This window comes from Dechloromonas sp. A34 (assembly GCF_026261605.1).
Lineage (GTDB): Bacteria > Pseudomonadota > Gammaproteobacteria > Burkholderiales > Rhodocyclaceae > Azonexus.
The window spans coordinates 3,375,229-3,396,413 of sequence record NZ_CP102486.1 but is presented as its reverse complement, the minus strand read 5'-3'; the positions used below and the strand labels follow the sequence as shown (position 1 = coordinate 3,396,413).

The 21,185-nt window shown below is 61.2% G+C and carries 16 protein-coding genes and 1 tRNA gene; 13 read left to right on the top strand and 4 right to left on the bottom strand.

All coding sequences use genetic code 11. From position 1 onward, the window contains the following. Positions 1-112: 112 nt before the first annotated feature. Positions 113-1,360, top strand: coding sequence for a diguanylate cyclase (locus NQE15_RS16925; protein ID WP_265942943.1), 1,248 nt, complete (start codon positions 113-115; stop codon positions 1,358-1,360). A 97-nt stretch (positions 1,361-1,457) separates the two neighbouring features. On the opposite strand, the gene NQE15_RS16920 is transcribed toward NQE15_RS16925, so the two are convergent. Together NQE15_RS16920 and NQE15_RS16915 are read right to left on the bottom strand one after the other, a co-directional pair. After that, entirely contained in the window at positions 1,458-2,990 is a 1,533-nt protein-coding gene (locus tag NQE15_RS16920) for a fumarate hydratase (protein ID WP_265942941.1), read from the bottom strand. Between the two features lie 13 nt (positions 2,991-3,003). Continuing rightward, positions 3,004-3,540 (bottom strand): TIGR00645 family protein, encoded by a 537-nt coding sequence (locus NQE15_RS16915; RefSeq protein ID WP_265942939.1) that lies wholly within the window; start codon positions 3,538-3,540, stop codon positions 3,004-3,006. A 254-nt stretch (positions 3,541-3,794) separates the two neighbouring features. Between NQE15_RS16915 and acs the strand changes: the two genes are divergently transcribed. The 12 genes from acs to NQE15_RS16855 all read left to right on the top strand — a co-directional run bounded on the left by acs (position 3,795) and on the right by NQE15_RS16855 (position 17,951). After that, the gene (acs, locus tag NQE15_RS16910; RefSeq protein ID WP_265942937.1) at positions 3,795-5,756 is read left to right on the top strand and encodes an acetate--CoA ligase; all 1,962 of its coding nucleotides are present in this window, start codon (positions 3,795-3,797) and stop codon (positions 5,754-5,756) included. A gap of 184 nt (positions 5,757-5,940) precedes the next feature. Next, a complete protein-coding gene (locus NQE15_RS16905; protein WP_265942935.1) occupies positions 5,941-6,135 on the top strand; it encodes a hypothetical protein in 195 nt (64 codons plus the stop codon). Further along, on the top strand, positions 6,136-8,847 hold the full coding sequence (locus NQE15_RS16900) for a sensor histidine kinase (protein ID WP_265942933.1): 2,712 nt from the start codon (positions 6,136-6,138) through the stop codon (positions 8,845-8,847). A gap of 17 nt (positions 8,848-8,864) precedes the next feature. Further along, positions 8,865-9,236, top strand: a complete 372-nt coding sequence (locus NQE15_RS16895; protein WP_265942931.1) for a response regulator transcription factor — start codon at positions 8,865-8,867, stop codon at positions 9,234-9,236. Between the two features lie 82 nt (positions 9,237-9,318). After that, on the top strand, positions 9,319-11,481 hold the full coding sequence (locus NQE15_RS16890) for an exonuclease domain-containing protein (RefSeq protein WP_265942929.1): 2,163 nt from the start codon (positions 9,319-9,321) through the stop codon (positions 11,479-11,481). Between the two features lies 1 nt (position 11,482). Then, on the top strand, positions 11,483-12,541 hold the full coding sequence (locus NQE15_RS16885; protein ID WP_265942927.1) for a DUF294 nucleotidyltransferase-like domain-containing protein: 1,059 nt from the start codon (positions 11,483-11,485) through the stop codon (positions 12,539-12,541). A gap of 47 nt (positions 12,542-12,588) precedes the next feature. Then, on the top strand, positions 12,589-14,577 hold the full coding sequence (locus NQE15_RS16880; protein WP_416336474.1) for a DUF294 nucleotidyltransferase-like domain-containing protein: 1,989 nt from the start codon (positions 12,589-12,591) through the stop codon (positions 14,575-14,577). Between the two features lie 2 nt (positions 14,578-14,579). Continuing rightward, positions 14,580-15,245 (top strand): hypothetical protein, encoded by a 666-nt coding sequence (locus NQE15_RS16875; protein WP_265942926.1) that lies wholly within the window; start codon positions 14,580-14,582, stop codon positions 15,243-15,245. A gap of 9 nt (positions 15,246-15,254) precedes the next feature. Further along, on the top strand, positions 15,255-17,294 hold the full coding sequence (locus NQE15_RS16870) for a sodium:solute symporter family protein (RefSeq protein WP_265942924.1): 2,040 nt from the start codon (positions 15,255-15,257) through the stop codon (positions 17,292-17,294). Positions 17,295-17,296: 2 nt separating this feature from the next. After that, positions 17,297-17,545, top strand: a complete 249-nt coding sequence (locus NQE15_RS16865; RefSeq protein ID WP_265942922.1) for a DUF4212 domain-containing protein — start codon at positions 17,297-17,299, stop codon at positions 17,543-17,545. A gap of 9 nt (positions 17,546-17,554) precedes the next feature. Beyond that, positions 17,555-17,824 carry a hypothetical protein gene (locus tag NQE15_RS16860; RefSeq protein ID WP_265942920.1) on the top strand — a complete coding sequence of 90 codons (270 nt, stop codon included), beginning with the start codon at positions 17,555-17,557 and terminating at the stop codon, positions 17,822-17,824. A 36-nt stretch (positions 17,825-17,860) separates the two neighbouring features. Further along, positions 17,861-17,951: transfer RNA gene (locus NQE15_RS16855), tRNA-Ser, on the top strand. Positions 17,952-18,050: 99 nt separating this feature from the next. Here NQE15_RS16855 and NQE15_RS16850 read toward each other — a convergent pair. Further along, a complete protein-coding gene (locus NQE15_RS16850; RefSeq protein ID WP_265942918.1) occupies positions 18,051-20,015 on the bottom strand; it encodes a hypothetical protein in 1,965 nt (654 codons plus the stop codon). Further along, positions 19,940-21,160 carry a DUF6519 domain-containing protein gene (locus tag NQE15_RS16845; protein WP_265942916.1) on the bottom strand — a complete coding sequence of 407 codons (1,221 nt, stop codon included), beginning with the start codon at positions 21,158-21,160 and terminating at the stop codon, positions 19,940-19,942. Before NQE15_RS16845 ends, NQE15_RS16850 begins: the two co-directional genes overlap by 76 nt. Between the last annotated feature and the right edge of the window lie 25 nt (positions 21,161-21,185).

Below are 21,185 nucleotides of genomic sequence, written 5' to 3'. Positions count from 1 at the left end.
AATAAATGGCATTCCAATATGACTACGCGATCCTGTTGAATCAAGTAAACTAGGCAATTGGTCATAGAAGTTGAGCGACCGCAAGAAACTGTCGATTCTGTACGGAAGAGATATGACAAAGTTGCCGAAGGTTCTGATCGTCGATGCCTCGAGGGTGGTTCGGGCGTCGTTGGCAAAGTATTTACGCGGGAGTTTCAATGTTTGCGAAGAGGGCGGCGCCGAGTCGGCCTGGCAAACTCTCGTTCTCGATTCGTCGATCATCGCGGTCGTTTCCGGACTGGATATAACCCATCTTGAAGGGGCGGGACTGGTCGAGCGACTTCGGGCCAGCAAGTTGCCGCGCCTGAATCGCCTGCCTTTCTTTCTTCTGGTCTCCGACAGCTTTGCCGCCTCTGGGCATCACGTGGCGCGGCAGCTTGGCGTGTCGGAGTTCGTCCCGAAAAAAACGGCCGGTCCGGCGCTCAAGAATCTCTTGCTCGAACTGAGTTGTTCTGGCGCCGGCGAGCGCGTTCATGCCGGTAATCCCGATCCGGCGGATCCATCGGCTTCCGAATTGCAAGCCGCGGAGTTCGGGAGTCAGAGTGAGGTCGGTCTGGGCGATTTCATCTCGCGGGTCGGTCGGCTGGCAGGCCTGACTGGTGAGCCATTTGTCGACAATCCCGCCCCGACATTAGGGTTGGGTGGCGAATCAGCCGAACATTGTCTGCAGTCCTCGCTTTCCGAGATCAAAGGTGCTCCGCCGGGCGGTGCCCTGGTCTTCGGGCTCGATGGCTATGAGAATTTCAGGCTGCGCTACGGATCAGAGGTTGCCGACTCGGTTGTTCTGAAATTTTCTCGCCTGCTGGCCAGCAAGATACGGAGCAACGAAAGCGTGCTGCATCTGGTCGGTGGCCGCGTTGCCATCATCTCGTCGACGGCCGGCCGTGAGCAGTGTGTCAGCTTCGCGAAGCGTATTTGCAAAGCATTGGCTGCGGCAAAAATTTCCCTGCGTGGTGAGCGCGTCGTCGCCACGGTTAGTGCTGGTGTTGCTGCATTGCCGGAAGACAGTGCGGCAACCACGACCGACGAGTTGTTGCGCCTGGCCGTCAGCCGCCTCGATGCGGCGGTTCAGGCTGGTGGCAACCGGGTGGTTTTCGTGACCGGTTGCGGCGGGAACAGCGTCAGCCAGGATGAGTTTTTCGAACGCCTGCGGGAATTGCTCGCCGAGGCGGGGCCGGAGACCATGATGTCATGCAAGGGGTGGGTAACCTCGATTTGCGGAGCCTGTCGGAGCTTGCGTACCGCGGGCAAGGCGTCGCTCTGTCCGTCGGATGCTGCCGGCGAGCAACTCTGCTCGGCACGGAACGAGGAAAAGTGCTGAGCTAGTGCCAGCTGTTGCCTTTGTGGTCCAGCGCGTGTAGATCGCAGCTAAATAAAAAAACCGGCCGAAGCCGGTTTTTGTTTGTCCGGGATACGGATCAGGCCGTGACCGGAATCTTCCCAATCTTGATCTGCCATTCCTTCGGTCCGGTTTCGTGCACGCTGACGCCGGAGGAATCGACGGCGACGGTCACCGGCATGTTCTCGACATCGAATTCGTAGATGGCTTCCATGCCGAGGTCGGCAAAGCCGACGACCTTGGCCGACTTGATCGCCTTGGCGACCAGGTAGGCGGCACCGCCGACGGCCATCAGGTAGGCCGACTTGTTGTCCTTGATCGCCTCGATGGCAACCGGGCCGCGTTCGGACTTGCCGATCATCGAGATCAGGCCGGTCTGCTCCAGCATCATGCGGGTGAACTTGTCCATCCGGGTGCCGGTGGTCGGGCCGGCCGGGCCGACGACTTCGTCACGCACCGGGTCGACCGGGCCGACGTAGTAGATCACACGGTTGGTGAAATCGACCGGCAGCTTCTCGCCCTTGGCCAGCATGTCCTGGATGCGCTTGTGGGCAGCGTCGCGGCCGGTCAGCATCTTGCCGTTCAGGAGCAGCTTCTGGCCAGGCTTCCAGGAAGCGACTTCTTCCTTGGTCAGGGTGTTCAGGTTGACCTGGGTGGCCGCCTTCAGATCCGGCGTCCAGGTGACGGCCGGCCAGTCTTCCAGCTTCGGCACTTCGAGTTTGGCCGGGCCGGAGCCGTCGAGGTGGAAATGGCAGTGGCGGGTCGCGGCGCAGTTCGGGACCAGGGCGACCGGCAGGTTGGCAGCGTGGCAGGGGTAATCCAGCACCTTGACGTCGAGCACCGTGGTCAGGCCACCCAGGCCCTGGGCGCCAACGCCGAGGGCGTTGATCTTTTCCATCAGTTCAAGGCGCAATTCTTCGGCCCGGGTCAGCTTGGCGCCGGTGGCGGCCTTAGCCTTCAGTTCGTGGATGTCGACCGGCGCCATGATCGATTCCTTGGCGAGCAGCATGGCCTTTTCCGGCGTACCGCCGATGCCGATGCCGATGATGCCGGGCGGACACCAGCCGGCGCCCATTTCCGGGATCTTCTTGAGGACCCAGTCGACCAGGTCGTCGGACGGGTTGAGCATGGCGAACTTGGACTTGGCTTCCGAGCCGCCGCCCTTGGCCGCGCAGATGACTTCAACGTGATGGCCGGGAACGATTTCAAAGTGCACGACGGCCGGGGTATTGTCCTTGGTGTTCTTGCGGGCGCCGGCCGGGTCGGCGAGCACCGAGGCGCGCAGCGGGTTGTCCGGGTTGCCGTAGGCGCGACGGACGCCTTCATCAATCATCTGCTGGATGCTCATAGTGGCATCCGGCCAGGTGACCTGCATACCGACCTTGATGAAGACCATTCCGATACCGGTGTCCTGGCAGATCGGACGATGGCCTTCGGCGGACATCCGCGAATTGGTCAGGATCTGGGCGATGGCGTCCTTGGCGGCGGGGCTTTCCTCGCGGTCATAGGCTTCGCCGAGGGCCTTGATGTAATCGAGCGGATGGTAGTAGCTGATGTACTGGAAAGCGTCGGCGACGGACTGGATCAGGTCTTCCTGTTTGATGGCGGTCATGCACAACTCCGGGTCAGTGGGGTTTCTGGTGTTGAAGGGCGAGGGTCTGGGTCATGGTCTTGTCGACAAGCGCCATGGCCAGGGCGGAGAAAAGGAATACGACATGAATGAGGACTTGCCACATAAGCGTGTGCTGCGACAGGTTGGCGGCGTTGATGAAGCTTTTCAGCAGGTGGATCGACGAGATGCCGATAATTGCTGTCGAAAGTTTGATCTTAAGGACGCCGGCATTGACGTGCGACAGCCATTCAGGCTGGTCGGGGTGGTCTTCCAGATCGAGGCGGGAAACGAAGGTTTCATAGCCGCCGACGATGACCATGACTAGCAGGTTGGCGATCATCACCACATCGATCAGACCAAGGACTGCCAGCATGACATCGGCTTCGCTGATATGGGCTGAATCAATGGCGTTATGAACCAGGTGGCTCAGTTCGACCATGAAGAGCCAGCAATAGACAACCTGGGCGACGATCAGGCCGACGTAAAGTGGGGCCTGGATCCAGCGGCTGGCGAAGATGAATGACTCAAGGGATTTGATTGGAGTACGCATCGTCCGGATTCTACTTTTTGGGGATGCGAAGTTTATCACGCGGTCGGCGCGGAACCCGGATATGCCGAATTGCTGCGGCGCAGCGTGATTTCGTAAGCGCTTTGTAAGAATATCAACGTCTAATGCTGCCTCAACGCTGGCGAGAGGAGAGGGACTTCCTCCAGCTTGTGCGGCTTTAAATTGTCCCGGGCGAAAACCCGAGATCCAATCGGTTGTTTCAACATAAATTGCGAAGTACCGCAGAGGAGAAGAATATGTCGAATGAATCCGTGCAGCTCATTTATCCGTCTGACGAAATCGTCAAGAACGCGGCGGTTTCCGGGATGGACGCCTACAAGGCGCTGTGCGCGGAAGCTGAGGCCGACTACGAAGGTTTCTGGGCTCGCCATGCCCGCGAACTGGTCACCTGGAAGCAACCGTTTACCCAGGTACTCGATGAGTCCAATGCCCCCTTCTTCAAGTGGTTTGCCGACGGCAAGCTGAATGTCTCCTACAACTGCCTCGACCGTCAGGTTGAAGCCGGTCTCGGCGACAAGGTCGCCATCATCTTCGAAGCCGACAACGGCGAATCGACCAAGGTCACCTACAAGGAACTGCTGGTCAAGGTCTGCAAGATGGCCAACCTGCTCCGCTCGAAGGGTGTCAAGAAGGGTGACCGCGTCGTCATCTACTTGCCGATGACCATCGAAGGCGTGGTTGCCATGCAGGCCTGTGCCCGCGTCGGCGCCATCCACTCAATCGTTTTCGGCGGCTTCTCCGCCCAGTCCCTGCGCGATCGCATGAACGATGCCGGCGCCGTGATGCTGATCACCTCCGACGGCCAGTTCCGCGGCGGCAAGGCCATTCCGCTGAAGCCGATCGCTGACGAAGCCTTCGGCATGGGTGGCTGCGAGTGCGTCAAGAACGTCATCGTCTTCAAGCGCACCGGCGCCGAAGTCAATATGGTTGCCGGCCGCGACGAGTGGCTGCACGATGCCCTGGCCAACCAGCCGGAAACCTGCGAACCGGAATGGGTCGAAGCCGAACATCCGCTATTCCTGCTCTATACCTCCGGTTCGACCGGCAAGCCGAAGGGTGTTCAGCACTCCACCGGCGGCTATCTGCTGCACGCCATCCTGACCATGAAGTACACCTTCGACATCAAGCCGAACGATGTCTTCTGGTGTACGGCTGACATCGGCTGGGTGACCGGTCACACCTACATCACCTACGGCCCGCTCGCTTGCGGTGCTACCGAAATTGTCTTCGAAGGCGTGCCGACCTACCCGGATGCCGGCCGTTTCTGGAAGGTAATCCAGACCCACAAGGTCAGCATTTTCTACACGGCACCGACCGCGATCCGTTCGCTGATCAAGGCGGCTGATAACAATCCAGTGATCCACCCGAAGAGCTACGACCTGTCGTCGTTGCGCATCCTCGGTTCGGTCGGCGAGCCGATCAATCCGGCTGCCTGGACGTGGTACTACGAGAACGTCGGCGGCGGACGCTGCCCGATCGTCGATACCTTCTGGCAAACCGAAACCGGTGGTCACATGATCACCCCGCTGCCGGGCGCTACCCCGCTGGTGCCGGGCTCCTGCACGCTGCCCTTCCCGGGCATCATGGCCGCCATTGTCGATGAAACCGGTGCCGACGTGCCCTGGGGTCAAGGCGGTATCCTGGTCGTCAAGAAGCCTTGGCCGTCCATGATTCGTACGATCTGGGGCGATGACGAGCGCTTCGTCAAGTCCTACTACCCGGCCGACTTCCAGGGCAAGTATTACCTGGCGGGTGACGGTGCGATTCGCGATATCAATACCGGCTACTTCACCATTACCGGCCGTATCGACGACGTCCTGAACGTTTCCGGTCACCGCATGGGCACCATGGAAATCGAGTCCGCGCTGGTCGCCAACCCGATCGTTGCCGAAGCTGCCGTTGTCGGTCGCCCTGATGACCTGACCGGTGAAGCCATTGTCGCCTTCGTCGTGCTCAAGGGCCAGCGTCCGACCGGTGACGACGCCAAGCGCATCATCAAGGAACTGCAAGACTGGGTGGGCAAGGAGATCGGGCCGATCGCCAAGCCGAAGGACATCCGGTTCGGTGACAACCTGCCGAAGACCCGTTCGGGCAAGATCATGCGTCGTCTGCTGCGTGGTCTGGCCAAGGGCGAGGAACTGACGCAAGACACCTCGACGCTGGAAAATCCGGCCATTCTGGAACAACTGAAGGGTTGATTTCCCCGGTTGTTGAATGAGCCAAAGAGGCGGCGAGCTTGCCACGCCGCCTCTACAGACTAAAAGGCAAAGAGGAGACAATGGTCACCCATAAGGTGGCCTCCCGTGTGGTCGCATCAGACTGCATGCCAACAACGGCTGGCACGCGTGGCGTGCCAGCCGTTTCCTTTTTTGGGAGCGGGTGATGAAGAGAGCCAGTCCTGTCCGACAGCGGTTTGCAGCGCTCGGCCTGCTCGGCCTGCCTCTGCTCACATATCCCTTGCTCAGTCTGCCGAGCGGCAGCCTGGGCGGCGTACCGGCCGGTTATCTCTATCTGTTTGGCGTCTGGGCTGGCTTGATTGCGCTGGCAGCCTGGGTGGCGGAACGGCGGGGGAAATAGTTGCTGTCAGGCTGGCTTGTCGCGGCGCTGTCCACGGCCTACCTCGGGCTGCTTTTTGCCGTCGCCCGCTTTGGTGACGCGCGCGCTGATGCCGGGCGGTCGATTATTTCGGCCAATGTCTATGCACTCTCGCTGGCGGTTTACTGCACTTCCTGGACTTTCTACGGCAGCGTCGGGCGGGCTACCTCGGGCGGCTTGTCGTTCCTGACCATCTATATTGGGCCGACGCTGATGCTGATGTTCGTCGGCGTCATCGTCAAGATGATCCGGATCAGCAAAGCCTATCGCATCACCTCCATCGCCGACTTCATCGCTTCGCGCTACGGCAAGAGCCAGTTGTTGGCCGGGCTGGTGACGGTGATCGCAGTGATCGGCGTCGTTCCTTACATCGCGCTGCAATTGAAGGCGGTATCGGCCAGTCTTGGCGTGCTGTTCGAGCACGCCGAACCGACCCTGCTGCCCTGGTGGCTGGATTCGACCTTGCTGATTGCCGCGGTGCTCGCCTTATTTACGATTCTGTTCGGCACCCGTCATCTCGATGCGACGGAACGCCACGAGGGCATGGTCGCGGCCATCGCCTTCGAGTCGGTGGTCAAGCTGCTGGCCTTCATGGCGGTCGGTTTGTTCGTCACCTATGGCATGTATGGTGGCCTGTCTGATATTTTTCAGCGGGCGGCACAGAGTCCAGACCTGCTTCGTCTGCTCCAGCTCGATTCCAGCCGGGCCGGGACGTGGACGTCGCTGATCTTGCTCTCCGGTCTGGCGATTATTTTCCTGCCACGCCAGTTCCAGATCATTGTTGTCGAGAATGTCGATGAGGCGCATCTGAAGCGGGCAGTATGGTTGTTCCCGCTCTATCTGCTGCTGATCAATATTTTTGTTTTGCCGCTGGCGCTCGGCGGATTGCTGCATTTTCAGGGGCAGGGACTCAATCCCGACACCTTCGTGCTGACTCTGCCTATGACCCAGGGGGCCGAGGCACTGGCGCTGCTCGCCTTTATCGGTGGGCTGTCGGCGGCGACCGGCATGGTCATTGTCGAGACCATCGCCTTGTCGACCATGGTCTGTAACGACCTCGTCATGCCCCTGCTGCTCCGCTCGTCCTGGCTGCAGATCGAAAGACGCCAGGATCTCTCCGGACTGCTGATCGGCATCCGGCGCGTCGCCATCGCGCTGATCCTGCTCCTCGGCTACATCTACTTTCGGGCGGCCGGCGAGGCCTACGCCCTGGTCGGCATCGGCTTGATTTCATTCGCTGCGGTGGCCCAGTTCGCCCCGGCCATGTTCGGCGGCATGTACTGGAAGCAGGGAACGCGGGCGGGGGCGGTGGCCGGGTTGCTGGCTGGCTTCGGGGTCTGGCTCTACACCTTGTTGCTGCCGTCTTTTGCCAGATCGGGGTGGATCGGCAGCGGTTTTGTCGAACACGGGCTGTTCGGCATCGACTGGCTGAAGGCGCAGTCCCTTTTCGGTCTGACCGGGATGGACGAGATCTCGCATTGCCTATGGTGGAGCCTGCTCGCCAATCTTGGCTGCTATGTCGCCGTTTCCCTAAATTCGACGCCCGATGCCGTCGAGGCCGGTCAGGCCGAACGGTTTGTCGATGTCTTCCGGCACGCCCAGCGCGATACCGATAATCGGCTATGGCGCGGCAATGCCTCGGTCGACACCGTTGTCGCCTTGCTCGAACGTTTTCTCGGCCCGGCCCGCGCCCGGCAGCAACTGGCGAACTATGCCCAGGTCCGCGGCGCCATGGACTGGCATGCCCTGCCGGCCGATGCCGATTTTGTCCATTTCGCCGAGGCCGAACTGGCCGGGGCGATCGGTTCAGCCAGCGCCCGAGTGATGGTCGCTTCGGTGGCCCAGGAAGAGGACCTCGGGCTGGACGAGGTACTCGACATCCTTGACGAGGCGACCCAGGTGCGCGCCTACAGCCGCGAACTGGAGGTCAAGCAGCATGAACTGGAAGAGGCGACGGCCGATCTGCGCGAAGCCAATGAACGCCTGCGCGAACTCGACCGCATGAAGGACGATTTCATCTCGACCGTGACGCACGAGTTGCGCACGCCGTTGACCTCGATCCGGGCGCTTTCCGAAATGCTACATGAAGACCCCCGGCTCGAACTGAGCGACCGCAAGCGTTTTCTCGGCATCATCGTCAATGAAGCGGAGCGCCTGACCCGCTTGATCAACCAAATTCTCGACATGGCGAAGCTGGAGTCGGGACGGGCGGAATGGACGACAAGCGCCGTCGATATCGGAGAAGTGGTGCGCGAGAGCATGGCTTCGCTCGGCCAGCTGTTCCGCGAAAAGGAGGTCGCCCTCGATGGCGACATTCCGCCGCAGGTGCCTCGGGTAATGGCCGACCGCGACCGCCTGACCCAGGTCATGGTCAATCTGTTGTCGAATGCAGTGAAGTTCGTGCCCGGTGGCAGCGGACGGGTCCACGTCAAGGTGTCGTCGGACGACAAGTTTGTTCGCGTCGAGGTGGCGGATAACGGCCCCGGCTTGACGGCGGAGGAGGGCGTGGTGATCTTCGAAAAATTCCGTCAGGGTGGCAACACGATGACCGACAAGCCGCAGGGGACGGGCCTCGGCCTGCCGATCAGCCGGCAGATCGTCGAATATTTTGGTGGTAATCTTTGGGTTGAAAGCCAGCCCGGAGCGGGTGCGAATTTCATATTCACGGTGCCTTTGCCGGTACCGGAAGAATAACAAGGGAGACTTAAGATATGGCTCACAAGATTCTGATTGTCGATGACGAACCCAACATCGTCATCTCGCTCGAGTTCCTGATGAAGAAAGAGGGATTCGAAATTGCCGTGGCCAGCGATGGCGAAGAGGCCTTGGCCAAGGTCGCCAGTTTCAACCCCGACCTGATCCTGCTCGATGTAATGATGCCGAAGAAATCCGGCTTCGAGGTCTGCGAGTGCCTGCGTGCCGATCCGGCGCATGCCGGCCTGGTAATCGTCATGCTGACCGCCAAGGGGCGCGATACCGAAGTGGCCAAGGGTCTGGCCATCGGGGCTGATGCCTATGTGACCAAACCATTCTCGACCAAGGATCTGGTGCTCAAGGTGAAAAGCATGCTGGGCGTCGCCTGAGCATCCCTTCCCGTGAGCCGGGTGAAATTCTCCCGGTCGCCCGTGCTGGCCGCCGACGGCCAAATTCATCGGAATGCATGCCATGAAGGCTAAACATCGTTTCATCTTTGCCGTGATCGTCCTCGGTCTGCTGATGACCGGGCCGTTTGTCGTCACCTCGCTGTTGGTCTGGCTGGACATGAAGGAAGGCGAGCGCGACCTGCTCACCGGACTGCTGCTTTCTCGCTTGCCGGTGGGGACGATGATGACGCTGTTTGGCTTCGTGATTGGGGTGCTGGTTCTGCACAAGCTGTTCAAACAGTACGTCGAAGGCCTGCTGCGCATGTCGGAGACGCTGCGCCTGATGCTGGGCGCCAACCGGAATTTTCGGGTGACGCTCGATGGTCCGCCTGAGGTCCAGCAGCTGGCTCAGGCCGCCAACGACCTGGCCGAACAGCGCGACGTCCTGATGGACGATGTCGATGCCCAGATATCTCGCGCCAAGGCTTCAGTCGAAGAAGAAAAGAATCGCCTGGCCGCCCTGATGTCGGAACTGGCGCAGGCCGTGGTCGTCTGCAATCTCGATGGCCGCATCCTGCTCTACAACAACCGCGCCCGCTTGCAGTTCAAGGCGCTGGCCCAGGGGCCGACCTCGGTTTCCGGCGGGGCACTGATCGGGTTGGGCCGTTCCATCCATTCCATTCTCGAAAAAAGCCAGGTCGACCATGCCCAGGAAGTGATTCGCCAGCGCCTGATCGCCGGCAAGACGGCAATCTCCAATTTCATCACGACGACGCGTGGCGGCCAGTTGCTGCGCGCCCAGATGGTCCCCGTGCTGGCGGCTGCGGGCAGCGAGGGTGAAGCTGCAATGTCCGGCTACGTGCTGACCGTTGAAAACATTACCCGCAGCATCGAGCAGGAAGCCCGCCGCGACCAGGTGCTGCATTCCTTGACCGAAGGCAGTCGTTCGGCGCTCGGCAATATCCGCGCCGCCGTCGCCAATCTGACCGATTACCCGGACATGGAAGCGGAATTGCGTGAGCGCTTCGTTCTGGTGGTGGCTGACGAAGCGGCCAAGATGAGTCAGCGCCTCGACCAGACGATGGGCGAGTTCTCCGACTCGATGAAAACCCGCTGGCCGCTTGAGGACATCCTGGGGATCGATATCATCGCCGCCGCCCAGCGCCGCATCGACGACAAGCTGAAGTTGCCGACGAAGACCGAAGAGCTCGACGATGCGCTGTGGGTCAAGGCCGACAGCTATTCTCTGGTTTTTGCCCTGGTTTATCTGGCGGGCAAGCTGCAGGACCACTACGAACCGCGAGAGTTGCGCTTCCGTCTGAGTTCGGCCGGCAAACTCGCCTACCTCGATCTGATCTGGGCCGGCCCGGCGATGTCGTCCGAGACCTTCTACACCTGGGAAATGGACACCATGCAGATCGGCAGCGAAACGACGCCGCTGTCCTTGCGCGACGTCATTGACCGCCATGGTGGCGAGGTCTGGTACCAGCGCGAAAAGGCGGCGCATCGCGCCTACTTCCGCTTCGTGCTGCCGGTGGCGACCCCGGAACTCGAACCCGATCAGGAGGAGCAGCGGCGGGGCGGCGGACGCCCCGAATACTACGACTTCGACCTTTTTAATTTTGCCGACAAGTCGATCGACCTCGATCGCAAACTCAGCGACCTGACCTATACGGTATTCGACACCGAAACTACAGGGCTGGAGCCGTCCAACGGCGATGAAATCATCCAGATCGGGGCGGCGCGGATCGTCAACAACCGTCTGCTACGCCAGGAAATCTTTGAACAGATCGTAGATCCGGAAATCCCGCTGAAGCCGGAATCGATTCCCATCCACGGCATTACCGAAGACATGGTGCGCGGCAAGCCGAATATCGATGTCGTGCTGCCGGCCTTCCATGAGTTCTGTGAAGACACGGTGCTGATTGCACACAATGCCGCTTTCGACATGCGTTTCCTGCAACTCAAGGAGACGCGCACCGGCATCCGGTTTTCGCAGCCGGTACTTGATACCCTGCTGCTCTCGGCGGTCGTCCATCCCAATCAGGAATCGCACCGGCTGGACGTCATCCTCGAACGCCTCGGGGTGCACATCGATACTCGCCACAATGCCCTGGAGGATGCCCTGGCAACCGGCGAAGTGTTCCTGAAACTGATTCCGTTGCTTGAGGAGAAGGGGATTGTCACCGTTCGCCAGGCGCTCGAAGCCTCCGAGAAGACCTACTTTGCCCGGGTGAAATACTGAGGTGGACTGGTCTCTCGACGCCTTTTATCCCTGCCGCCAGCAGGCCGAACTGATCGCCGAGCTACGGGCGCTTGATGGGCTGGAGAAAGCCCCGGCGCTGGCAACGCGACTGCGCGACTTGATGCGCGACCTGGCCGGCAAAGGGATTGCCGGGCTGGAGATGACCCGGCTGATTTCGGCCGGCAACGATCAGCTGACCGTTCGCGTGATCGAACTGACCGCCCGCAAACACCGACTGCCCCAGGTGGCATGGTGCTGGCTGGCGCTCGGTTCGGAAGGCCGGCATGAGCAGACCTTCGTCACCGATCAGGACAACGGCCTGATTTTCAATGCGACCGATAGCAGAGAGGCTGAAGCGCTGCGGGCGCTGTTTCTTCCATTCGCACAGGAAGTCAATCAACGGCTTGCCGACTGCGGCTTTGAGCTGTGCAGCGGCCAGATCATGGCCGGCAATCCGGTCTGGTGTCTGTCCTACGACGAATGGCGCGAGCGCTTCATCGACTGGGTGCGCCGGCCCGAGCCGGCGGCCTTGCTCAATGCCAGCATCTTCTTCGATCTGCGACCGCTGTTCGGTGAGCTCCAACTCGGAGAAGCCTTGCGCACCCTACTGCTGTCTCTGACCTCGGATACGCCGTCCTTCCTGCATTTGATGGCGGCCAATGCCTTGCAGGCCGAGGTGCCGCTCAATTTTCGCGGGGAAGTGGCGGCCGAAGGGGATCTACTTGATCTGAAAAAATTCGGGAGCCGAATTTTTGTCGACGTAGCCCGGATATTTGCCCTGGCGGCCGGCACCAGAGCCGTGCATTCGGCCGAACGTCTTAGCGAGGCGGGCCAACTGGCGGGCCTCGGTGCAGGCGAAATGGTCGCTGCCAATGCCGCTTTTTCGCATGTCCTGCGTTTGCGTCTGGACCAACAGTTAGCCGACCGCGCGGCCGGGGTCGGCGACAGTCACAGTTTGAAACTGCATACCTTGAATGAGATGGACCGGGTGATCCTGCGCGAAGCGTTGAAACTGGCGCGCCGGCTGCAACAGCGACTCAAGTTAAACTACGTCCTTTGAGAAGAACCGAGGTTGTCGTGAATAAGTCACAGGAAACCCCAATAAAAATGTCCGAAGCTCAGGACTCCACAGCTGTTGCCGAGATGGAAAACATGCTGCGTCAGGAGGGGCGCCGACGCGTGGCCGGCAATACGCTGGCTTTCCTGCGAAATCACGCCCCGTTCAACAAGATGGCGCTCGAGGCACAGCAATTGTTTGCCGACAAGGCGCAGATTGTCTTCTACCCGGCCGGTAGCGAGATTGTCGGGCCGGATGCCGGCAACGTGCGTTTTTTCTACATGATCGAATCCGGCAAGGTGCAGGCGCGGCAGTCCGGCGAGGTGACGGTCACCGAATATTCCATCCTCAGTCTCGGGGCCGGCGAATGTTTCCCGATCGGCGCCGTAACGGCGGGTCGTCCGTCGACCAATTCCTACACCGCGCTTGAGGACTCCTTCTGCTACCAGCTGCCGGCCGAGGACTTCCTGGCCCTGTTGGCGACCAGCCCGGAATTCAACCTCTTCTGCACGCAATACATCGCCAGCCTGCTCGATCAGTCGCGCTGCCAGCTGCAACTGCAGTTCGCCCAGAAAGCCAGCGAACAGCAAACGCTGAATTCGCCGCTGGTCGGCATCGGCTCGCGTTCGCCGATCACGGTGGCGCCGGATACCCCATTGCGCCAGGCGCTCCAAACCATGTCGGCGGCCGGCGTCGGCTCGCTGGTCATCGCCGGCGAGGACTGCAAGCCAGTTGGTGTCTTTACCCGCAGTGACCTGCTCGACCGCGTGGTACTCGCCGATCTGCCGCTGACGGCGCCGGTCAGCCAGGTGATGTCGGCGGATCCCTTCCGGCTCGAGGAGCATGCCACCGCGTACGATGCCATGCTCGCCATGGCCTCGCAGGGCATCCGCCACGTGCTGGTTACCGATGCCGAAGGTAAACTGACCGGCGTCGTTTCCGAGCGCGATCTGTTTGCCCTGCAGCGCGTCGGTCTGCGCCAGATTCGCCAGTCCATCGACTCGGCGCGCAATATCGAGTCCCTGCAGCAATCGGCTGCCGATGTCCGTCAATTGGCCTTCAACATGCTGGCCCAGGGCGTTGGTGCCGAGCAGCTGACCCAGTTCATCTCGGCCCTGAACGACGCGCTGACCCGCCGGGTGATCCAGCTCAACCTGGAAAACCATCCCTTCGACGGCGTCGAGTGGTCGTGGCTGGCCTTCGGTTCGGAAGGGCGCGACGAGCAGACCTTCAGCACCGATCAGGACAATGGCATTGTCTTCGTGGTGCCCGATGCGGCCTCGACCATGGAAGCACAGGCTGGCCCCAGGGTCGATGCCCTGCGCCAGCGTTTCCTAGCCTTCGCCCTTGATGTTAACAATGCCCTCGACCGCTGTGGCTTTCCGCTGTGCAAGGGCAACATCATGGCGAGCAATCCGCAGTGGTGCCTGACGCTGGACGAGTGGAAAGATCAGTTTGGAAACTGGATCCGCGTTCCGCAACCCGATGCGCTGCTCAATGCGACCATCTTCTTCGACTTCCGGCCCTTGTTCGGCAAGGTTGAACTGGCCGAAGCCATGCGTCGTTACCTGCTCGAACTAACCGCATCCAACCCGATGTTCCTGCGCGCCATGGCCCGCAATGCCCTCGATGTCGAGCCGCCACTGGGCAAGATTCGCGATTTCCTGACCGACCTCGAACCCGATCACCCGGGCAAGATCGACCTCAAAAAATACGGCTCGCGGATTTTCGTCGATGTCGCCCGCATCTATGCCCTCGCCACCGGCGTCCATAACACCAATTCGGTACAGCGCCTGCGCCTCTCCTCGCAACGCTTGTCGATCAAAAGCGATGAAATCAACGCCATCCTCGAAGGGCTCGATTTCATCCAGTTGCTCCGCCTGCAACACCAGTACCTGGAGGGCGAGCCCGGTACCCAGGGCGACAACCTGATCAATCCCGACAAGCTCAACGAATTGGACCGCCGCATCCTGAAGGAGTCTTTCCGCCAGGCCAGGAAAATCCAGACTCGCCTCAAACTCGACTATCAGGTGAACTAGGCATGCTCAACCTGAAGAAATTGCTGTTCAAGGATGCGATGCCGGCCCATCTCTCGGCGGATGTCCGGACCGCCCTTGAGTCCTGGCGGGCAATGCCGGCGCCGGCGCTGGATGAGGTGCACTTCCATACCCGCTATGTCGTGGTCGAGATTACCAGCAGCGGCGTCAATTCCGAGAGCGACCAACTGTTGAGCATCGCCGCCACGTCTGTCCGCCAGTCGACCATCCTGCCGGACGACGCGTTTTTCGTCGATCTGGCCGGGCAGGGTGAGGATGCGGCGGCGCTCGACCGGCAACTGGTCGCTTTCCTGCAGTTCGTCGGCAAGTGTCCGGTGGTCACCTATCACGTGTCCTATGTCAGCGGTTTTCTGCAACGTGCTTTGCGCGAGCGTCTAGGCGTCGATTTCCAGGCGCAATGGGTCGATCTGGCCTGGTTGCTACCGGCGATGTTCAGCGATCGGGGGAGCAGCATCATGCCGCTCGACCACTGGATCGAGGTTTTCGGGTTTGATGCCGGCAACGGGCGGCGCAGTGCAATGGAAAATACCCTGATGCTGGCGCGGATCTTCCAGATGCTGCTGGTGCGCGCGGTCGGCAAGCAGATAGATACGGCCGCCCAACTACTCGACGAATCGCGCGCCAGCACTTTCCTGCGCCGGACACATTAAAGGCGGCAGGTGCTCAGCTCTCTGACCCGTCTGCAGCGTTACTACCTGTATTACACAGGGAGTTTTCTGTTCTTCGTCGGTCTGCTGGCGGTGCTCGAACAGCATGGCATGCCGCCGCGCTGGATCGGCTACGCTTTCCTGTTTTTCACCATCTCGATGTACGCCGCGATCGGCATCGCCAGCCGTACCTCAGACGTCTCGGAGTATTACGTCGCCGGGCGCCGGGTACCCGCCTTCTTCAACGGCATGGCGACCGGCGCCGACTGGATGAGCGCCGCCTCCTTCATGGGGATGGCAGGAACGCTCTATCTCTCGGGCTTCCAGGGGCTGGCCTACATCATCGGGTGGACCGGCGGCTTCGTGCTGGTGGCACTTTTTCTCGCTCCCTACCTCCGGCGTTTCGGCCAGTACACCATTCCGGACTTTCTCGGTGCCCGCTACGGCGGCAATGCCATCCGCCTGGTCGCGGTCGGCGCGGCGATCCTGGCTTCCTTCGTCTATGTCGTCGCCCAGATCTACGGGGTCGGCGTCATTACCAGCCGCTTTGTCAGTTTGCAGTTCGAGATCGGCGTTTTCGTCGGCCTGGCCGGGATTCTCGTTTGCTCCTTTCTTGGTGGCATGCGGGCGGTGACCTGGACCCAGGTTGCCCAGTACATCATCCTGATCGTGGCCTATATCACGCCGGTGGCCATCCTTTCCTACAACGTGACCGGCAATCCGGTGCCGCAACTGGTCTTCGGGCAGGTACTGCAGGAAGTCACGCAGCTCGAGAAGCGTCTGTTCAATACGCCCGCGGAAATCGAGGTGCGCCAGCTCTTTCACCAGCGGGCCGACACCTATTCACAGAAGATCATGCAACTGCCGCAGTCGCTGATTCTGGAGCGCGAGCAGCTGTCGATACAGATCAATCAGCTCAAGGCCAGCGATGCCCAGATGCGCGATATCGTCGCCCTGGAACGCCAGCGGCGGGAACTGCCGCACGACCCTGATCAGGCACGGACCCGTTGGGAAGCCGCCATGTTCTCGGCGGTCGAACGCAGCAAGCCGCCGGCCCACCACGCGGAAGCCTTCCCTGGTCAGACTGCCGAGGAGCAATTCTCGATGCGCATCAACTTCCTGGCCCTGATTTTCTGTCTGACCGTCGGTACCGCAGCGCTGCCTCATGTGCTGACCCGCTTCTACACGACACCGACAGTTAACCAGGCACGGGAATCGGTCTTCTGGTCGCTGCTCTTCATCCTGCTGCTCTACATCACGGCCCCGGCTTACGCGGTATTCGCCAAATATGAAGTCCTGTCGCATCTGGCGGATATTCCCATTGCCAAACTGCCGAGCTGGGTCGCGGCGTGGACTAAGGTCGGTCTGGTCAGCATCGAAGACATCAACCGCGACGGCATCATGCAACTGGCGGAGTTGACGCTGAATCCCGACGTCATTGTCCTCGCCACGCCGGAAATCGCCGGCATGCCCTATGTCGTTTCCGGGCTGGTCGCCGCCGGGGCACTGGCGGCTGCCTTGTCCACCGCCGATGGACTGCTGCTGACCATAACCAGCGCGTTGTCGCACGACGTCTACTACCGCATCATTCGTCCCGATGCCTCGACCCAATTCCGACTGGTGATTTCCAAATCGCTCTTGCTCCTGGTGGCCGTTCTTGCCGCCACGGTGGCCGCCGAGAAGCCCGGTACGATCCTGGCGATGGTGGCCTGGGCCTTCTCGATTGCCGGCTCGGCCTTCTTTCCGGCGCTGGTCCTCGGTATTTTCTGGCAACGCGCAACCCGAACCGGTGCCCTGGCCGGCATGCTGGTCGGCATGCTGCTCACCGTCTATTACATTCTGCGGGTCGAATTCGACAGCATTCCCTGGCTGGGAATCAAAGGCATCCACATGGAACCCTGGTTCCATGTGCAGTCGACATCGGCGGGGTTGTTCGGTGTCTTTGCCGGTTTCTTGACCATTGTCGTGGTCAGCCTGGTCACCAAACCTTATCCGGAAGCCGAGCATTTTCTTCACGGTATCCGGCGCGACAGGAATAAAGGAGAGGGTTGAGCATGCAGGAGGTCAATGTCTATTGGCGCAAGACGCGACGCCTGACCATCGGCCTGTTCAGTTTCTGGTTGCTGATCACTTTTGTCTTGAACTGGTATGCCCGCGAGTTGAACGAGATTGTCATGTTCGGCTTTCCGCTCGGTTTTTACATGGGGTCCCAGGGACTGCTGTTCATCTACCTCGCGATCATCTGGTTTTACAACCGCAGGATGCGTGCGCTGGATATCGAGCACGGAATCGACAACGAGTAGCCGTCGGTGATGAGTCTGTTCTTGATTTCAGCGTTGCGCGCTCTAGTCGAAATGCTGGCCCTCTGCCTGCTCGCCCAGGGCTTTCTCTACTTAATGGCTGGGCAGAAAAGAGCCGGGAATGTGATCTATCGATTTTTTGCGCTGCTTACCGACCCGCCCCGTCGTCTGGTCGCTCGATTGCTCCCAGCCAAAACCAGCGCACTGACGGTCGGCGTCATTTCTTTTGTCCTGCTCTTCCTTCTCTGGATAGGACTGGCTCTAGCGCGAAAGTTCGTTTGACCAATGCGGCTCTTCTGCTACAATGCGCGCCTCCCTGGAGAGGTGGATGAGTGGTTTAAGTCGCACGCCTGGAAAGCGTGTGTAGGGTAATCCCCTACCGCGGGTTCGAATCCCGCCCTCTCCGCCAGGATTCAAATGGAAAAGCGCCCTTCGGGGCGCTTTTTCTTTGTGCTCAGCGAAGGCGTCATCACCCGGCGCCATATGCGTCGGAGATCGTGTGCCGCGCCTACAGTGCCACCACGTTCAAGCCGCCGTTGCCGAAACTTTCCGGGTTGGCGCCAACGACAAAAAGGCTCAAGTCTTTGTCGGCAAAATTGCCGATGACTTTGGCCTGATTGGCCATCAGCGCGCCGACGTTGCCTTGCGGTTCCAGGGTGTTGCCGTTGAAGGCAGCATTGAATCCCGGATAGTGATCTTCCTCGCTGTCGATGCGGTTGTTTGTGACCTGCAGGTTGTGCCAGAGGGGAATGCTTCCCTGGGCGTTGTCGATCACCTTGGCCAGCGCCTTGCCGCTGATCCGCATGCCTTGCAGGGCGTTGCGGTCGAGGACCAGACTGCCGCTGTCGTCGAAGGTCACGGCGCCGGCCTTGAGGGCGGCACCGAGTCGCTTGAGCTGATCAGGCGTTAGATCGGGCAGCTCGTCGGACTCGCCGAACAGCGTGATGCGGCCACGCAGGCGGTTGTTGATCAGGCTGGCATCGTCGGTGTCGTCGAGGGCCAGGGCAAAGGCCGGGGTGCCGGCGCGCAGGGCGTCGGCAAGTTGATCGAGCGCCTTGCTCAGGCTGGCTGCCGTTGGATTTCGGCCGACCACGACGCGCAGATTGTTGAGGCTGCTCTGTTCGCGACTAGTGAGGTTCACCAGGTCGTTGCTGCGCAGGAGGGCGCTGATCTCGGTCGCCATTCCCTTGCGGTCCGCCGCGCTGAGGGCGGCAATGGCTTCGGCAGCCTCGTTCAGGCTGCCATCAAGCGTGGCGGTGGTGCCGAAGGCATTCTTGTGCGCCGACAGGCTGGGAACGCGCTCGAGAACGAAATCCAGTTTCTCGTTGTTGCCGGGGGTAATGGCGAAAATAGTGCAGTCTTCAATCAGCAGGCGCGCGCTGCCGGCAATTTTCAGCAGGCTGTTGCCGGTCGCTGATGTACCAAAGAATTCGACATGGCTGAAGTCGATGTTGTTGCATTTCAAGAAGGTGAAGCTGCTTGGGCTGCCCCAGTTCACCAACGTGAAATCCTTCAAACTCAGTGATCCGAAGGTGTCGAACTTGAACATTTGCTGCTTGAGGACCAGGCGGCTGGCCGGGCCGGCACCGTGGATGCTGATGTGGTGGCGGGATGTCCCGGTCAGGCTGAGGTCGTCGGCCAGGCGGTGGTTGCCGGGCAGCAGGCAGATGCAGATGTCGCGGCGGCCTTCGGTGATCAGTGCGCGCAGGGCGATATCGAGCGCCTCGTACTCGCCGGTCAGGCCGACCGTGACGCAACAACCGCCGCTGCCCTGAGGGCGCTTGCACAGCGTGTCGATGGCGTCCTGCACGGTGTAGGCCTCGGCGGCCACCAGGTCCGGGCAATCCGTCGGGTCGTAGGCGACGCCGCTGGCCAGCGCCAGTTGGGCGCTGAAATGCACCGGCAGATAGCGGCCGGCCACGACCTGGCCGGCGACCAGCAATTCGGCGCTGGCATGCTGCACCGGCTTGGCCGGGTCGGAGGCCAGTGACCAGGCAATGCTGGCGATGCCATCGGCCAGGGTGTCGACGACTTGGGTCTTGGTTCCGTTGGGCAGTTGCCCTTCATCGACCGTAAAGCGCACCTGCGCCCCGACCACCGGGAACTGGCCATTGGCGACGCCGACCTGGAGCGGGCTGGGTAGCGCGACCAGGGCCGGCAAGTTGGCCGGATTGGTCTTGATGCTCTGGCCGTCGCCGCCGACGTAATGGAGCTGGGTCAGCTCGGTCAGGCTGGGGAAGAGCGGGCGGCAGTCCGACTTCAGGGTCCAGGCGCCGGCCGCGAATTCAAGTAGGGCGAGGCGGGCGAAAGCGCGCAAAACACCCGCCGGCGAGAGAAAGGCTGGTTTGCTGTTTTCCTGCGGCCACTCGATGGCCGCCGTGGCGGTACGGGCCGGAATTAGCCAGTAATCGCCGATCCGGTAGTTGCCCGGGCGAACTTCAGTTCGATGCCGTCCTGCGCCAGTTCCTCCCAACCCGTGTTGGGGCTGGCGATGGCAGCCGGCCTGATCTCGGCCACGCCGTCCCAGCGCCGGACGCGTGGATTGCGCGGGAACATCGCCTGGTCCAGCGCGTGGCCGATCAGCTTGGTCAGGTCGACGGTGACGACATTGCCTTCGGTGCGGATGACCGGCACGAGTGGGCCGGGCTGGCCGAGCAGTTCGTGCGTGTCGTCGAAGAACTCGACCCAGCAGCCGGCGGTGATCGCCAGCACATCGTCGCGGCCGATGCTGGCAACCTCGAATTCGTTGGCAATCGGGTCATTGAGCCAGCGGACAACCCGGCTGGACAGGCTGCCGTTGTCGCGCGACCACTTGTAACGAGCCTTGCCGGTAACGCTCGCGTCGTCGTGGATCTCGACGCGGTAGAGATGGTTTTCGAGCAGCCGGTAGCCGGCTTCCGGCGGCAACTGGCAGGGCGTCTTGGGCGGAATGCTGGCTTCGGCGCGGGCGGCGAGGCGGCCGTCGGGTGCTGCGGTCAACGTGTTCCAGGCGGCAATATTAGACGACAGGCAGGTGAGCGGTGCGCCCAGATCGCCGGCGCGCAGCAGCTTGACCTGCCAGACGGTTTTTTCGCGGGTGCAGGTGTCGGGCCCGCCGAGCGCCACTTCGCGCATGCTGGTGTCGTCCACCGGCAGGTCGAGCGGGCTCAAGTGGCGCTGCCAGGCTTCGAGATAGGCGAGGTAGGTGCCATCGGCCGGCGCCACCGCGTTGCCGGCGTTGAAGACGACGACGCCGGTGATGCTGGCCGCCGTGACGCCGACGGGCGGCAAAGGCAAGAGCGATGCCCCGGCCGGCAGCACCGGCGAGGAAGTGTCGGGCAGGTCAGGCTGGTTGGCGACAGTGGTAGCGGCAGGATTTTCGCAGAGCAGGCCATCGACGTAGAGGCGTCCGGCCGAGATGCTCAGATCGGTGCCGGCCGGCGTCAGGCCGAAGCCGGGGTTGTCGATGGGCACGGCGACCGGGCCGAGGCTGTCGCGCGTCTCGATCTCGATGCGATGGTTGAGAATGTCCTGCTGCTCGTTGAAATCGGCGTCTAGCTGCACGCGGCCCTGCTGCATCCGCACACTGCGGTAGCGTCTGGCCTTGTCGAAGGTGGCGCGGCTGAGGTCGGCTTTCATTGTGTCTCTCCCGGTTTTTGTCTAG

What these genes read in the sequence shown, in the direction of transcription:
- NQE15_RS16925 (WP_265942943.1), top strand. Translation starts at nt 113, where the DNA reads ATGACAAAGTTGCCGAAGGTTCTGATCGTCGATGCCTCGAGGGTGGTT.
- NQE15_RS16920 (WP_265942941.1), bottom strand. Translation starts at nt 2,990, where the DNA reads ATGACCGCCATCAAACAGGAAGACCTGATCCAGTCCGTCGCCGACGCT.
- NQE15_RS16915 (WP_265942939.1), bottom strand. Translation starts at nt 3,540, where the DNA reads ATGCGTACTCCAATCAAATCCCTTGAGTCATTCATCTTCGCCAGCCGC.
- acs (WP_265942937.1), top strand. Translation starts at nt 3,795, where the DNA reads ATGTCGAATGAATCCGTGCAGCTCATTTATCCGTCTGACGAAATCGTC.
- NQE15_RS16905 (WP_265942935.1), top strand. Translation starts at nt 5,941, where the DNA reads ATGAAGAGAGCCAGTCCTGTCCGACAGCGGTTTGCAGCGCTCGGCCTG.
- NQE15_RS16895 (WP_265942931.1), top strand. Translation starts at nt 8,865, where the DNA reads ATGGCTCACAAGATTCTGATTGTCGATGACGAACCCAACATCGTCATC.
- NQE15_RS16890 (WP_265942929.1), top strand. Translation starts at nt 9,319, where the DNA reads ATGAAGGCTAAACATCGTTTCATCTTTGCCGTGATCGTCCTCGGTCTG.
- NQE15_RS16880 (WP_416336474.1), top strand. Translation starts at nt 12,589, where the DNA reads ATGTCCGAAGCTCAGGACTCCACAGCTGTTGCCGAGATGGAAAACATG.
- NQE15_RS16875 (WP_265942926.1), top strand. Translation starts at nt 14,580, where the DNA reads ATGCTCAACCTGAAGAAATTGCTGTTCAAGGATGCGATGCCGGCCCAT.
- NQE15_RS16865 (WP_265942922.1), top strand. Translation starts at nt 17,297, where the DNA reads ATGCAGGAGGTCAATGTCTATTGGCGCAAGACGCGACGCCTGACCATC.
- NQE15_RS16860 (WP_265942920.1), top strand. Translation starts at nt 17,555, where the DNA reads ATGAGTCTGTTCTTGATTTCAGCGTTGCGCGCTCTAGTCGAAATGCTG.
- NQE15_RS16845 (WP_265942916.1), bottom strand. Translation starts at nt 21,160, where the DNA reads ATGAAAGCCGACCTCAGCCGCGCCACCTTCGACAAGGCCAGACGCTAC.